The sequence below is a fragment of the Neptunomonas antarctica genome (assembly GCF_001305295.1).
Taxonomy (GTDB): Bacteria; Pseudomonadota; Gammaproteobacteria; order Pseudomonadales; family Balneatricaceae; genus Neptunomonas; species Neptunomonas antarctica.
The window spans coordinates 140,371-155,278 of record NZ_LJSI01000050.1 but is presented as its reverse complement, the minus strand read 5'-3'; the positions used below and the strand labels follow the sequence as shown (position 1 = coordinate 155,278).

The following is a 14,908-nucleotide window of genomic DNA, read 5'->3' as shown; positions in this document are numbered from 1 at the left end:
AGCACATGACATGCAAAATATAAAAAAGAGTATTTATAGCTGGATAAGCCAGCGTTATATGAATGGCTGCAGCAGTTATAACAATCTTGACGTTAGGAAAAGCTGCCGTTCAAAAGAACAAGCACGCGCCGTTTTTAGCCAAGGGAATGTGCCCCACGCTAAAGGGCTTATCTTCTTGAGTCCTTTTAAAGCACACAGCTTTGCTAAGACTCATGGCTTCCCTCTGGTGATTAAGCCTAATGTCAGCGGCTATTCCAGAGGCAGCTACTTCCCTATTAATAACTTTTTCGAACTATGGAAAGCTATTTTTCTCGCCAAACTATGGTGGCCAACGACCGTGGTAGAGCAGTATCTCAAAGGCCACAACTATCGCGTTGTCGCCATTAAGGGAGAGATTATGTCTGTGATTGAGCGTTACCCGCCGACTGTGACAGGTGATGGGCTACAGACTATCAGCAAACTCATTGATGAAGAGAACGCCATACGTAAGGAGATGAATCTATACCCTTGCATCCATCCCATTGAGAAAAATGAGCAAACTATAAGCTTTCTGAAAAAACGTCAATACAGCCTCGATACCATCCCCGCTCAAGGCGAGGACGTCATACTTTTTTATCGTATTTCACTGGCACCAGGCGGCACTGTCAGAACAATCGACAAAGCCACTATCCCTGAGATCAATAGACAGTTATTTGTCGATGTTCTGGATATGTTTGGTGCGAATATTTTAGGTATTGATGTTATTTTCGAGAAAGGTATTGAGCACGCCTACCAAGATCAGCAATGCATATTCCTTGAAGTGAATTCACGTCCCTATCTGAAAATGCATGACTACCCTCGGTTTGGCGAGAAAGAAGATCTTTCACCCTACTACAGCAAGCTCAATAAACTGGATATCAGTAACGCAGATACTTATTGATGAAAACCGTGACTTCAACGCTTTCTGCGATCTTTTTCCAATTTGCAGGCGCCCACTCATTTTTGATTGGACTCCTGCCTTTCTTCATTCCGGTACTACTGTTACAGCAAGGGATATCTATTCAAGGGATTGCACTCTTTATTGCCCTGACCGGTATCGGCTTTATTATCTCGCTTACGCTATGGAAAAAGTTCTATCGCCATTCACATTGGCGGTTAATTATCAGCCTTTCATTCCTGATCGAACTATTATTAGTTGCAGCCTTGCTATTCACCGAAAACAACTATGCATTACTACTCTGCGCAGCCTTACTGAATGGCGCTTATAACTGTTTTTACTGGACGACACAGCGTGTTCTGTTCAGCGCTATGACGGCCGAGCACAAGGCAACGCAGCACGCCTCTTCCTATGCCAATCAAACAGGCAAAAAATTTGGCAATTTTCAAATACTAGCAGTGGTGTTGTTAAAATCTGGCATCATTTGCGGAGCGTTTCTTTTGGAAGAAGACCACCGCGTTCTGTTATTGCTAGTCAGCGCGGTTATATCGACAGCCTGCGCTGTCTGGTTTTCACGCTCAGGTTTGATCCGCAACTTTTCCAAGGCCAGCAAGTTAATGCCCATAGAAGTGAGCAGATCAACACCCACAAAAGCATCTGTTTTCCACTTTAAAGATGAACATAATTCAGCCATTATTTTTTATTTCGATGGGATTTTTCTGTTCCTTGAAAGCTACTTCTGGGTTGCGTCACTGTTCTTTATTGCGCAGGGAAGTATCAAAGAACTCGGCATAGTGATGGTATTATTGACTGTATGTTTATCCGTTATTTTTTATCTATTGAAGAACAGAATAGATAACATTGATCATAATAAAGTCTACGTCTGCGCTGTCGTTTTTTACGCCTTGTCATGGTGGCTACGTAGCGTCTTAGGCGCAGATTTATCGAACTACTGGATCTATCCTGCTATTTTATTAATCGCTTTTTTAACCTCATTCTTTCGCTTGAGTTTTAACAAACGTTTTTTCGATCATGCAAAACAACATCAGCCTCTTAACTATCTATTAGCTAAGAGTTATTTGTCTCAAATGGGAATCGTGATCTTTTACATTGGCCTAGCACTACTGGCATCCTCCTTTTCAGATAGCCAATCTTCACTATCGACAATCTATCTTGTGCTCACGCCTATGGCCTTAATATATCTGGCCTATTCATGCCCCGCTGAACCGGTATCGAAAAAAGTATCCTCGGCAGAGCCACGGCTTAAAATATCCTGATCATAGACACTGACGCAGGGCTGACATTGCCACGCTATTAGCAAGACAGCTCTCCACTCTCTTCAAATACCCTATACTCATCACACAGTTCAAAGATTACCACGGCCGCCGGATCAACATGCCTTTCAGCTCATTCGAAACCCCGCCCCTCACCTGCTTCCTCGTAAGTGACCCCATCACGGATGTGATAAATACGCTTAAAAGTGGGAATGATTTTTTCGTCGTGGGTGACGACGATGATAGCGGTCTCAAACTTGCGCGCCATATCATTGAGGATACGGATGACGGCCATGGCACGTTCGCTGTCTAGCGGTGCTGTAGGTTCGTCGGCCAGAATCACCGGTGGTCGATTGACCAGACCGCGCGCGATCGCGACCCTTTGCTGTTCGCCACCGGACAGCTGTGATGGCATGGCGCTAGCGCGGTGCTGCACGTCCAGCGCCGTGAGTAATTCCAACGCTTTTGAGCGCGCGTCTGCATTGGCTATACCGGCCAGCATCGGCAGCAGCGCGACGTTATCAGTGACATCGAGGAACGGGATCAGATAAGGCGCCTGAAACACGAAACCAATCTTATCGCGGCGCAAAGCACGCAGATCGCGCACTTTCCATCCATCATCATATATCGTCTCATCGCCCAGGATCATACGCCCGGCCGTGGGTTCAATCACCGCGCCAAGGCATTTGAGTAAGGTACTCTTGCCGGAACCCGAAGGCCCTATCAGCCCCACGACTTCTCCGGGTGCTACCTCCATGTTGACATCTTTCAGCGCATAGACGGCAGTATCACCCTTCCCGTAACGTTTGCTCAACGCTTCGATACGGATACCTTTTTTGATCATCTTGTCACCCAATCGCTTCGGCCGGATCGACCTTGAGTGCTGCACGAATAGCGATGATGCTGGATAATACGCAGATCAACATTACCACCATAAATCCGATCACCGAATCGAGCGGCTCAAGCAACACATATTTAGGGAAAATCGGTGCCATAAACAAGGTCGCGGATATTTTCCCAACCACAAAGCCGATAACGCCGAGCGCGAGAGCCTGCTGTAGTATCATGGCGGCAATGGTTCGGTTTCGGGTTCCGATTAATTTGAGCACCGCGATTTCACGGATTTTACCAAGCGTCAAAGTGTAGATAATGAAAGCTACGATGGCCGCGCTGACAATCGAGAGAATCACCAGAAACATACCGATCTGTTTTGCGGATGTGGCGATCAGCTTGCCCACAAGGATCTCCTCCATCTGGCTGCGGGTGTAAACCGTCAGACGCTTCCAGCGGCGGATCGATTCAGCCACCTCATCAACACCGTAACCGGCGTTAATCTGCACCAGAACCGCATTGACGTAGGCATTACTACTTTGTGATGCGATGACGGCATCGAGCAAGCCCGGGCTACCTGGTTTGTTAAAGGCAGGGTTTGCCGCGCTGCGTCTTCGCTGCTGTAAAATAGCATCATTGTCCTTCAGAAACTGCGCTTCCTGCGCATCTTTAAGGGGAATGAATACCATAGGGTCGCCGCCGGAAGAGACCATACGTCGGGTCAGCCCCACCACTGTGTAGTGATTTCTACGGATATGGAGGCGCTCACCAAGCCTGAAACCGCTTGCGATATCGGCCACTGCCTCGTAATGACCACGAGTGATCTGCCGTCCGGCTACCAGGTAGGGAGGCCAGCCAGGTGTGCCGGGTTCGCCAGCCGTTATGCCGGTAATCATCGCCCGCACGTCGCGCTGACCTTCGCGCACCTGCATAGTGAGGTAGGTAACATTCGCCGCCCGCGCCACACCCGGCATGCCACGGATACTGCGCCAGGTATCTTCGTAGATACTGGATGGCTCTGCATAAGGGCCCAGAGTGTCTTTTTGCACCACCCAAAGATCCGCACTGCTATTATCCAGCAGCACTTTGGCGTCATCAATCATGCCACGGTAGATGCCGGCCATAGACAGCGTCACGCCGATCAGCAGCCCGAGACCCACGCCGGTAAAGACGAACTTCCCCCAGGCGTGCATGATGTCACGTCCGGCCAGGCTGATCATTGCTGTACACCTGGAATTTTTTCAACCACATCAATACGGCTATGCGACGTCAGCGCCTTTTCGCTGTAGATTACCACCTGATCGCCGCTAGTAAGCCCTTCACGCACCTGTACAAAACCCGCCAAATCGTAAGCACCGAGTGTTACGGGGGTAAAACGCAGATCATTATTAACGATTTGCCAGACGCCTACTCTGCCACCCACACGCCGGATGGCGGCATTGGGGATGGCCGGCATAGTGGGGAGTGCAGCAAGATCGACCGTCACCTCGGCTAGCTCACCTATTGGAGGTAAAGGTTGAGGGAGGGCATCGAAGACCACCTTGGCCAACATCTCCTCGGTTACCGCATCAGCCTTTAGCTCCACACGCAGCACCCTGCCTTGCGAAGTTTGGCCGCTACGCGAACGTAGCACGATGCGTGCCGGCAGCCCTTTAGCCAGACCCGACGCGCTGATCTGGTCGAAGCGCACGTTGATCCACAGACTCTTGGGATCGATAATTTCAACTACCGTCTGGCCGGCTACTATAGTCGTACCAGGATCCGCATAGCGCTCTGCAACCACGCCATCCGCCGGTGCAATCAGGCGTAAACTGTTGCGTTGAGCTACCATTCCTTCGCGGTCAGCATGAGTTCTGGCGAGATCCTCATGGGCGGCAGAGAGACCCGCTTCAGCAATTTTTAATTCCTCACGTCTGGTGGTTACAATATCCTCACTGGTCAAGCGGGCAGTAAATAGTTTCTCGTAGCGATTAGCCTGAGTTTGGGCATAGGTTTGGCGCGCCTCGGCCTCACGCAATACTGCTTGCGCACGCTTAAACGCCGCATTTTGAGAGCGCACCCGATCATCCAGATCAACCGGATCCATTTCACCGAATATTTGTCCAGCCTTAACCCGATCACCTACTTGAACATCCAGACGCTGTACACGCCCGGCAAACGTCGGCCCTATCTTATAGGTGTAACGTGTTTCCAGCGTACCTATGCCAAATAATGCCGGTGTGACAGCCCGGGATTCGACTGTCGCGAGCATTATCGCTACCGGTGCAAGCGGCCCCGAGCGCAGACCGACATAGATGAAGAGCGCGAGCAATGGAATGACGACGGCCAGCATGGCCAGGGTACGTCCTTGTATGGGTAATTTTTTCATTGAAGGCTGCCTGTTTCATGACCTATATCAGGCCCGATACCACGCCGATAAATGGCAAACACCCTTGGCGCATCCCTGCGTATACGTTGCATGTCTCCCGCCAGCATCGACTGCATGACTAATCCCTGAATAGTGCCAATAAACAGAGTAGACGCTGCCTCGTTATCCAAACTGGGTGATAGCTCACCGCTTTCCTTCCCCTCTTCGATGAGTCGATGCAAGCGCTCTCCGTAACGTAGAATTAAGGTCTGCACGATACGCTTGGCCGGGGTTAGTTCAGCACGCTGCAGCTCGCCAAACATAATTCTGGGCACGCCAGGATGTTCCGCCACAAATTCGACATGACACATGAACATCGCCTCCATGGCAGCCAACGGTGATTCAATACCCTGTGCGGCACGATCAATTCTAGCCAGAAGACGCTCCGCTACCCATTCCATGACAGCCCTCCAAATATCTTCCTTGTTGGGAAAATGCCGAAATAACGCACCCTGGGTGACGTGCATGTGCTTGGCAATTGCTGCGGTGGTTATCTTGCCCGGGTTTTGAGTACCGGCAAGCTCCACGACGGACTCGACAGTAGCGGCACGGCGCTCACCGGCCGGAAGATGCTTTGGATGAGTATCCACGTTCGCTCCTTCATGAAAGATAGTAACTAATTACTATCTTAACATTAGGAAAGATGAATATTCAACTCAACTGTATAAATAGAATTCTGTCTCTTTTAGAACAACGAGCACTAATAAACATCTTCACGGTAACGCCCCTGAGCCTTGAGCGTCAGCACGTCAATCCCCAGCGGAGCGATAATATCGTTCAGCGCGGCGGTAACGCTGCCAGCCATGTTGCGACCACCACACACCAGAATCTGGGCGTCCTTCTCGATCAACCGGCGTAGTTCTGCCCCATCTACAATGATCTTGTCCTGCACATAGGAGCGCTCGCTGACGCGTGAAAAGACCGCGATCAGTTCTGTTAACCGCTTATCCTTAAGATAGATGTTCAGTTCAGCTTCATAGAGAAAATCAGACTCCGGGCAACGGCCGCCCCAATAGAGGTGAATCGGATGATGTGCTTTATTGTTGCGGATGAAACCGACCAGTGGTCCGATGCCAGTGCCCGCGCCGATCAGCACTATCGGCGCTTTGCCAGCGGCGGGACGAAAGCTCGGATTGGGCTGGATAAAGGCCTCGATGATGTCGCCCAGAGATAGCGCATGCAGGAAACCCGAGCACAGGCCGCCGGGATGCTGGCGCACGCAGATTTCCAGTACGCCGTCTTTCGACGCGGATGCCAGGGAATAGAATCGCGGCACACTCGTGCCCGGTGCCAGAATGCCGACCAGATCGCCGGCCTCAAAATGCGGTAGGCCGCTGCGCCTCAGGAAATGTCCCAGCAAACGGCTCAGCAGACCTTTGCCGTATCCCTTGGGTGTTTTGAATCGCAGCACGGAAGTCGGGGCCTGTACTTCCATACCGTAATCGACCCGTTCGACGAGCACCAGTGTGCTGCTGCGCGGGTGAACCGGGGTGTGGACCAGCGTCAATTCGCTATCAAGTACCTTGCTTATCGCCTCGCCCCAGCGGGCGTAAGCCTGCGGCGACTGCCGGTTGATGGTATCGAGCGGCAGCAACTGCGGCCAACCCTTGGCGGTTAGCGCAGCCTCGACATCTTTCGCGAACTGGCAGAACTGAGGAAATTGTCGATCGCCGAAGCCCAGCACGGCAACGGGGAATTGACGCATGTCGGTGATTTTCTCAAGCCGTGCCATGAATTGGCTAGCTGAGGCCGGCGCATCGCCATCGCCATAAGTTGAGGTCAGGATAAACAGTCGTTTCGCATGCGGGTAATTGCTCGCAAGGCTGTTCATTGCGGTTGTGTGGACAAGATATCCCGCTAAGTGAAGTGCATCATGAAGCGTTTTGGCAAAACCCCAGGTACTGTTGCTCTCGCTGCCAACCAGTATCACGGTATCTGCAAGACGCGCGGCGGTATTATTCTTGATAGTCGTGGCTGACTTTTTACGGCTCCACCAAACCTGGATGCCGGTCCATGTCATCAGCGGCACAGTGAGTGCACTCAGGCCTACGAGTAACCCGAGCCACCATAGCCCTTCGCCGGTGTGCAGCTTATAGATAAATTCATAGATGTTTTGTTTGCTGCCGTAAGGTTGGTAGGACAGTAATTCACCGGTTGCCTGATCAATAAATCCGCGCCCCTGATCGGTTGTGATTGAATAAACGTCACTTTGATCTTGCGGATAGGGATAAATCAGCTCTCTAATCTCGGTCACAGAGATAGCTTTTAATGCCGGAAGCGTGTCAACGGATGCAGGCACACCCCCCTTTACATTTTCCGGAAAAGCAGGCTCAGCGGATTGATGCGGGGGTATCAATTCAAAGGTTACGGCTGACATATACAGACCGGTGGAGGCCGATAGTAGCAGACCAAGCACGGCTACCCGGCCCACCTGACAGTGTAGGCGCTGTTTAAAAGAGCCTTGAAGTGGCCGCAATATATGACGCCAGCCGCCCAGTCGATTTGCCAGCATGAATGCGCCTGAAAAGGTTAACAGCAGCATAAGAAAAGCACCGATGCCTGCGCCAACCCGGCCGGGTGTATCAAGCAGATAGGAGCGGTGCAGGTTTTTCACCCAGACCATTATAGGTGAGGTTGAATACGTCCCGATGGTTTTACCTGTTATCGGATTGATCAGATCAGCCCCAGTCTGACCGTCGGCGGTAAAGTAGACGATAATGCTTCCAGAGGGGGTTCGCTGTATCTGCTCAGCCCCCGGATAGCGAGACGCTATTTTGCCGGTTAACTCGGCAACGCTGATAGAAGATGTGCCCGCTACCTTGGCCTGAGTACGCTCCAAAAACGGATTGACCGATAGAACCGCGCCAGTAATGGAGAGAAGCACAACCAGCAATGCTGCCATCAAACCAGACCAAGAGTGAAATTTACGTAGCATTGCAGGGGCTCCCGATCAGCCGATTAAAATGAGTAAGTGAATGCTTTGACGTAGCTGCGACCCGTGACAGGTTTACCGGCACCTTCGCTGGTTAATGGCACAACAACATCGTTGCGGCTGTCTCGCATATCTTCGACCGCTGAATCCACTCTGATCTGAAAACCTGAATCAATATAAGTATCAGGCAGATCAAAGGTTACCGTTAGTGTCTTACCACTGGTAACGCTGGCGCCGGACAGTCCATCATATTCACTGTTGCGCAGACCACTGCCACGTGCCCAGCCACTCAAATGTTTGTAATATTTTGACTTCTGACCAGCAATCCACAAAGTATTCTGATACTGACCTTCTGTATTGGTTAAATAGATCGCCAGATAAGCGCCATCACCGCCATAGTTTTGCATTTCCGTGGTCAGGACTATTTCGCGTGCAGAGGCTTGTGTGCACAGCAAAGCGGCGCTGACCAGGCACAGTGTCATTGCTAAATTTTTCATCATTTGATCTCCCTTATACTTATTCGATATGCTTATTCGATATGCTTATTCGATAGTGGCTTTAGGTTTATTTTTTGATGTCTTACTTCCTGAATCCATATAATCACCTGATTTTTCCAGGCTATTTTTATTACCTAAACCCAGATAGCCGGAGGTATCTCCTGAACCATCAAATTCAATTTCAAGGTCTCTGATTTCCAGCGTAGCGGGTGAAAATTTAGCCTCGACCCGATGACCATTACGATCCCGTCCCTTGATCTCATAGCAGCCATCGTCCACTTTGATCCGTTTTACGTCCCAGCCATTGTCTATCATCATCTGACGGAGGCGTTCCTTGGGTTGCCAGTCTGCTACCGGGTCGGTGCAGTCATCGCTTGCCAGGGCAGTGCCACTCATTAAAAATGAAGTGATAAAAACGCTAATAAATTTATTTTTCATGATGTCTCTCCTCTTTATCTTATTATTCATCGTAAATGACTTTCCTGACATTCAGCTGAAAGCAGCGCCGTTTTAGTGTTAGCGCAGCTCAAATGCTTCCTGACGAAAAAGTAATGATCCTTGTAAGCTTTCGCGTAATTCTTTTTCTAATACTTTGGCCCACGCTGAAGAACCACAAAACCACACTTCCATCGCTCCTTTCTTTGAATCTTGAGTCAGGAGCTGATCTGCCGTGAGTTTGTTACCTTGATTACTGTCATGTATCTGCAGTTGAATACCGGTTAAGCCGGTACAGGCCTCTTCTAAGCGCTTAATAAAGGGGTCTGTTGCGCTATCATGCGTGCAATAATGCATCTCAGCCACGAGTGAATCCTCTGGCTGATTTTGCAGCGCTTCAAGCCAGGCTAAAAAAGGGGTTACGCCAATGCCTCCGGCGATCCAGATTTGCGCGGCATTAGGCTTGCGCTGCTTGAAGTTAAACTGCCCATAAGGGCCTTCAATAGTAACCGCTTGACCCGTTTTTAGTCTGTGATTTAAGCGCGTCGTATAGTCGCCCAGCGCTTTAATCTGAAAAGTGATCTGGCCGTTACCCTGATCCGAGCTGGCAATCGTAAACGGGTGAGCCCCTTCGCTACGATCGAAAGTAACAAAAGCAAACTGTCCTGCACGATGGCCTTTCCATTTTGTCTCAAGCTGACACTCAACTTCGATGATATCCATTGCTGAGGTTGAAATTGAAGCGATGCTGCCTTTAACCTGCCGTGAATGTCCCACCAGTCTTCTGAGGGACAGAATGCTGGCGATGCTTCCTCCTGCCAGTAATGCTGCCATCAGCCAGCCTACCGGTTGTTGCCACCACACCATAGGCGCTAACCAGACAGCGTGAAATACTAAGGATAGATAAAGTACTGGCATGGCACGGTGCACATAGCGCCAGAGGTTATAGGGAAAACGCTTCCAAAGGGTCAGCATAAGCATGGCAAAAACCAGATAGACGCCCCATTCCCCAATCCCTTCTGCGGCGTCTCTCATCATGTCGACAAAACCTGAAAAATCCTGTTCGGCTAAACGACCGGCTCGTCCAAACAGTGACTTAACAACGTCATCGCCCATTTCAATCAGCCAATGAAACACGGCAAAAACGACCGCCAGAATACCTGTCCACTTATGCAGACGATAAATTTGATCAAGACCATTGAAGGGTGCTTCTAACCAGCGCGGACGAGTAGCCAGCATCATAGTCACTGACATTAACGCTATGGACAGCAATCCGCTAACATAGAGGCTATTATCATAAATTTTCCACGGCAGCGAACCCGTTGCCGTGGCGGTCATCTGGTAGCTCCAGCCCCAGACAATCAAGATGCCGATGGTTATTGACGCGAGCGTGATACTTAATTTTTGATGTTTCATCTTAGCCCTCCGATGATGCATTGAATGCTCATTTTATCGGGCTTTCCTGACAGCCACCTGAAAATACAAATTCAGACGTAATACATGGGCAGGATGATTGAACGTAGATGAGAATCTAAACTAATCCGTATGTTGCTATTATCTAACCTTATTCTTTTCAGCTTATTGTCAGGAACCTGGGTTATGATCAGCGCTAATTCCGACAGGCTGTCAGGGGAAACAGATGCGATTATTATTGGTAGAGGATGCTGAAGGGTTAGGCGAAGTAATACAGGAGCAAATCACAGAGGAAGGTCATGCGATTGACTGGGTTCAAAGTATTTCCCATGCCCAAGCCTGCCTTCACACAACCCACTATGATCTAATGCTTCTTGATCTGATGCTTCCAGACGGCAATGGAATCGATTTATTGAAAAAGATACGTAAGTCCGGCGAAACAACCCCAGTGATTATTTTAACCGCCAGAGATCAAATTTCTGATCGGATAAAAGGCTTGAATGCCGGTGCGGATGATTACCTGGTAAAACCCTTCGATCTATCAGAGCTTTCCGCTCGCATAGCAGCCGTTGCCAGGCGTTATGCGGGAAATCCCAACCCCATAATTAAGATCGGAACCTTGGAAGTTGATCTGACCAGGCATTTCATTTCTCGTGATGGCGTTTCGATTAATTTAACGGCACGGGAGTGGGCCTTGTTTGAAGCCTTTATTCAAAGACCCGGCACCGTGCTCTCAAAATCACAACTAGAAGACCATCTTTATGCTTTTGGATCAGAAATCGAAAGTAACACCATTGAAGTTTATATCAGTCGTCTTCGTAAAAAATTGGATAGGGGTCAGCTAGAAACAGTTCGCGGCTTGGGATACCGGATGAAATTTTCATGAGATTTTTACGAAACTCTTTACAAAAAAAGCCGCAAAGTCTGCAGAAAACCCTGGGAATTGGTTTAACTCTTGGAGTGACTTTACTCTGGATGCTGGCGCTATTAAGTACCGTCTACGTGTCACACAACAAACTTAATGAACTCTTCGATAGCGCACTGGCAGAAACGGCGCAACGTATCATGCCGCTCGCCGTTGTTGAAATAACCAATAGAGAGATACCAGGACAATCACAACAAATCATGTCATTTGAAGCCCATGATGAGCAGCTTGTATACATCGTCCGTGATGAGTCCGGAACGATTTTATTACAATCACATAACGCTGATCCTACGGTGTTTAATAAAACCTTACACAAAGGCTTTAGCTCATCGGTAACTTATCGGTTTTATGGCGCCTGGGCGGTACAAAATACATTACACATAGAGGTTGCCGAACCGCTGACTCAAAGGCGAGATGCCATCATTGAAATGGCAGCCACTTTATTATGGCCATTAGTATTGCTTATTCCCCTCTGTTTTATGGGTAGCTGGGCATTTGTCCGTTACAGTTTGCGCCATGTTCTTACCTATCGAGATCAAATTGAATCTCGCGGCAGTGGCGATCTCTCAGCGGTCACAGTGGAAGGTTTGCCAGCTGAAATCAACACTATCGCCGAGTCTGTCAATGATTTATTGGATCGCCTGCGCCGGGCGCTAGAATCAGAACGATCGTTCACGGCTAACAGTGCCCATGAATTACGCACACCCATTGCTACGGCATTGGCACAAATTCAACGGCTACAGCACGGGGTTTCAGCGGGAACCGTTAAAGATAAGATGGTGAAAATTGAAGCGACGTTGCGAGGCTTATCAGGTTTATCAGAAAAGCTGATGCAACTGGCCAAGGCTGAAGGAGGAGGGCTTTTATCCACCGAACGACATGATCTGGCTAGCTTGTTAAGGCTGGTCGTTGACGACATGCAACGATCATTCCCCGCAAGCATGATTAAGCTTATACTGCCGCAGGACGGAGCATTTATGTCCGTTATAGATCCGGATGCTTTTGCTATTTTGGTTCGGAATTTACTGGATAATGCCATCAAACACGGTGCCAGCAACCAACCTATAGAGATAAGCTTTTCTTCCAAAGGCGTATTAAGCATCGTCAATGCCGCACCTGTTATACCTGCCGAGACACTCGTGCAGCTGCGGCGACGCTTTGTGAGATCAAATATCTCTGTTCAAGGCTTGGGGCTTGGGTTGGCAATTGCCGATGCAATAGTCACAGGCGCAGGTGCAGCGATGACGTTTAACTCCCCGGCGACCGGGCGGGCAGATGGATTTGAAGTGAGCGTAGACTTTTTTAAAATATCAAAAAAGTAAAGGTGGGCGCAGAACCAACGGTTGATGTTATTTAGCCCAGGCCATGCTCGCTCTTTAATAGTGCAAGATACCCCTCATATTTAAAATCGGCTTATTTAGCGGCATTTAAATACGAGGAGCGAACTATTGCTATTATTAAAGCCTGCTTAATAATTCAGATTTTTTGGTATTAAATTCAACATCGGTTAAAGCCCCTGCATCACGTAACTGAGAGAGTTTTTCGATTAGTTGTATGATGTCATTACTCGATGACGCATTCATATTAGTACTAGCTGATACAGCTAACGGCGCTGTATTAGAGTTTGTATTAGAATTTGAATTAGCGTTTTGCTTGGCTGGCTCAAAAGTATTAAATGGCTGAGGGGCCGGCTCAACAAAGTTTGTCTGCGGTGCAGACGGCATGCCCGGGCCAGAAACAATAGGTAGAGTCGATACCGCAATAGTCCCGTACTGGCTACTAAAGGTCAGTGAGTTGTTACCACCCTGCTGCTGACTTACACCACCAATATTGTTATCCAATGTGTTGTAGACAGTCACTTGTCCACCCATATCAACGGCGAGTCGGTTTGGAAAAATAGCATAGCGGGTATTGTTCTGAGCGCCGCTACTAAAAGGCACGCCCAGATCAGAAGGCCACCATTGATTACTACCTCTCGTGCCGGCAGGTGCCTTAGGAAAGACTTCCATATTAGCCAAAGCGTTAGCTAGTTCATTACATAGGTTATCAACAGTGTTTTTTAAACCATTGTTAAACATATCGCCTACCATGGTCATGCCGCCTCTCATCCACTGGCCTGAACCACCGAGTTCGGGGCAATTAAACTGCGCCATAGAGCCACCACCATTATTAACTGCAATTAGCATATTGATGACAGAATCAGTACTCAGGTTATATCGGGACGCAACATCATTGACCAAATTTTGGCCCGCTTGGGTAAGTTTTTGCATGGTGCTCTCTCTAAGCTTTGTAAGCTCTTTAAAATTCGGTTTAGTGGTGGCGCATGGCCTTATCGGGGCAGATGAGATACGCCAAGAGTCTATACTAATGGCGTAAAACGCGATATTTTGACTATATATCTACAATGTCCAATGATACTTTATTATAGCATGCTAACTAATAATAAAGCTGATACATATTATCCTAAAAATTGTAACAGCCTTATTAAAAAACAGATTAAGACCTTAAATAAATGTCTTAAATATTTTATTTTTTAAGATTATCAAAGAGATAATCCATCATGTGATAAGACTTTTTCAACCAAACTTTTGTTCGCTGTCTTTCCATCAAACTTAGATGCGCAAAACCGTTTCCTTTGATATTACCGGCTCCCCAGAAACTAAAACTCAATTTATCAATTTTGCGCATAGTTTCTTTATGCAAACCCGGAAGCATGGCTTGTTGCAGTTTTCTTTTTCTTGCGCTTCCAACATGCTTAGTAAGCGATGCATCAATCGCAGAAAAATTAGTACCACGCCCTTCGTTTTTGACTACAACAAAATCAAGTACATCGTTATATTTTTTCAGGAAATTATCAATCAGATGAGCAGAATCTAACCCATCATCCACAACATACCAGTAAACGATGGAAATATTCATCTCCTCACACATTTCCAGAACGCCGTTCTCCTCAATCCAACGATCAAGGAAGCGCTCGCTTTGAGCCGGTAGATCAACAATAACATGCTGCTCAGCCTCTAGAGCCTTCTCCATTATTTCATCTGTGCTTTCAAAGAAATCAAGATTGAGTGGGCGAGTAAAGTCAGGATAAAAACGCGTTAATGTTGCATGTGATTGATCGGCGTCAAACCCTATAAATGGGTGAGAATTCTCTAAGCAATATTGAGACATAAGCCTGGAGAAAACTGATTTTCCAACACCGCCTTTTTCGCCACCAACAAAATGGATAGTACTCATTAATAAATGCCTTACCTAATCTGATAATAAATTTTTAATGT

14 protein-coding genes are annotated in these 14,908 nt (G+C 48.2%); 4 read left to right on the top strand and 10 right to left on the bottom strand.

The window, feature by feature from the left end; translation table 11 throughout:
- The first annotated feature begins 10 nt into the window (after positions 1-10).
- The gene (locus tag Nant_RS13460) at positions 11-919 is read left to right on the top strand and encodes a cyanophycin synthetase (RefSeq protein WP_054342178.1); all 909 of its coding nucleotides are present in this window, start codon (positions 11-13) and stop codon (positions 917-919) included.
- Positions 919-2,193: a hypothetical protein gene (locus Nant_RS13455; RefSeq protein WP_054342177.1), complete on the top strand. Its 1,275-nt coding sequence runs from the start codon at positions 919-921 to the stop codon at positions 2,191-2,193. The genes Nant_RS13460 and Nant_RS13455 overlap by 1 nt, the downstream gene beginning before the upstream one ends.
- Positions 2,194-2,323: 130 nt before the next feature.
- Here the strand turns inward: Nant_RS13455 and Nant_RS13450 are convergent, their stop codons facing one another.
- From Nant_RS13450 to Nant_RS13415, 8 genes are all read right to left on the bottom strand, one after another.
- Positions 2,324-3,034 (bottom strand): ABC transporter ATP-binding protein, encoded by a 711-nt coding sequence (locus Nant_RS13450; protein WP_054342176.1) that lies wholly within the window; start codon positions 3,032-3,034, stop codon positions 2,324-2,326.
- Positions 3,035-3,038: 4 nt separating this feature from the next.
- The gene (locus tag Nant_RS13445) at positions 3,039-4,214 is read right to left on the bottom strand and encodes an ABC transporter permease (protein ID WP_274378335.1); all 1,176 of its coding nucleotides are present in this window, start codon (positions 4,212-4,214) and stop codon (positions 3,039-3,041) included.
- Between the two features lie 23 nt (positions 4,215-4,237).
- Positions 4,238-5,389, bottom strand: a complete 1,152-nt coding sequence (locus Nant_RS13440; protein WP_054342174.1) for an efflux RND transporter periplasmic adaptor subunit — start codon at positions 5,387-5,389, stop codon at positions 4,238-4,240.
- Entirely contained in the window at positions 5,386-6,018 is a 633-nt protein-coding gene (locus Nant_RS13435) for a TetR/AcrR family transcriptional regulator (protein ID WP_054342173.1), read from the bottom strand. Before Nant_RS13435 ends, Nant_RS13440 begins: the two co-directional genes overlap by 4 nt.
- Positions 6,019-6,128: 110 nt before the next feature.
- A complete protein-coding gene (locus Nant_RS13430) occupies positions 6,129-8,363 on the bottom strand; it encodes a PepSY domain-containing protein (RefSeq protein WP_054342172.1) in 2,235 nt (744 codons plus the stop codon).
- Between the two features lie 23 nt (positions 8,364-8,386).
- Entirely contained in the window at positions 8,387-8,860 is a 474-nt protein-coding gene (locus Nant_RS13425; protein ID WP_238377144.1) for a DUF2271 domain-containing protein, read from the bottom strand.
- 42 nt (positions 8,861-8,902) lie between these two features.
- Positions 8,903-9,295, bottom strand: coding sequence for a PepSY domain-containing protein (locus tag Nant_RS13420; protein WP_076496086.1), 393 nt, complete (start codon positions 9,293-9,295; stop codon positions 8,903-8,905).
- Between the two features lie 78 nt (positions 9,296-9,373).
- Positions 9,374-10,708, bottom strand: coding sequence for a ferredoxin reductase family protein (locus tag Nant_RS13415; RefSeq protein ID WP_054342171.1), 1,335 nt, complete (start codon positions 10,706-10,708; stop codon positions 9,374-9,376).
- A gap of 223 nt (positions 10,709-10,931) precedes the next feature.
- Here Nant_RS13415 and Nant_RS13410 point away from each other — a divergent pair, with 223 nt between their 5' ends.
- Both Nant_RS13410 and Nant_RS13405 read left to right on the top strand, forming a co-directional pair.
- The gene (locus Nant_RS13410; protein ID WP_054342170.1) at positions 10,932-11,591 is read left to right on the top strand and encodes a response regulator; all 660 of its coding nucleotides are present in this window, start codon (positions 10,932-10,934) and stop codon (positions 11,589-11,591) included.
- A complete protein-coding gene (locus tag Nant_RS13405; RefSeq protein ID WP_054342169.1) occupies positions 11,588-12,952 on the top strand; it encodes a sensor histidine kinase in 1,365 nt (454 codons plus the stop codon). The genes Nant_RS13410 and Nant_RS13405 overlap by 4 nt, the downstream gene beginning before the upstream one ends.
- A gap of 135 nt (positions 12,953-13,087) precedes the next feature.
- Here the strand turns inward: Nant_RS13405 and Nant_RS13400 are convergent, their stop codons facing one another.
- Together Nant_RS13400 and Nant_RS13395 are read right to left on the bottom strand one after the other, a co-directional pair.
- The gene (locus Nant_RS13400) at positions 13,088-13,900 is read right to left on the bottom strand and encodes an SHOCT domain-containing protein (protein ID WP_054342168.1); all 813 of its coding nucleotides are present in this window, start codon (positions 13,898-13,900) and stop codon (positions 13,088-13,090) included.
- A gap of 256 nt (positions 13,901-14,156) precedes the next feature.
- Positions 14,157-14,867, bottom strand: a complete 711-nt coding sequence (locus Nant_RS13395) for a P-loop NTPase family protein (protein ID WP_054342167.1) — start codon at positions 14,865-14,867, stop codon at positions 14,157-14,159.
- Between the last annotated feature and the right edge of the window lie 41 nt (positions 14,868-14,908).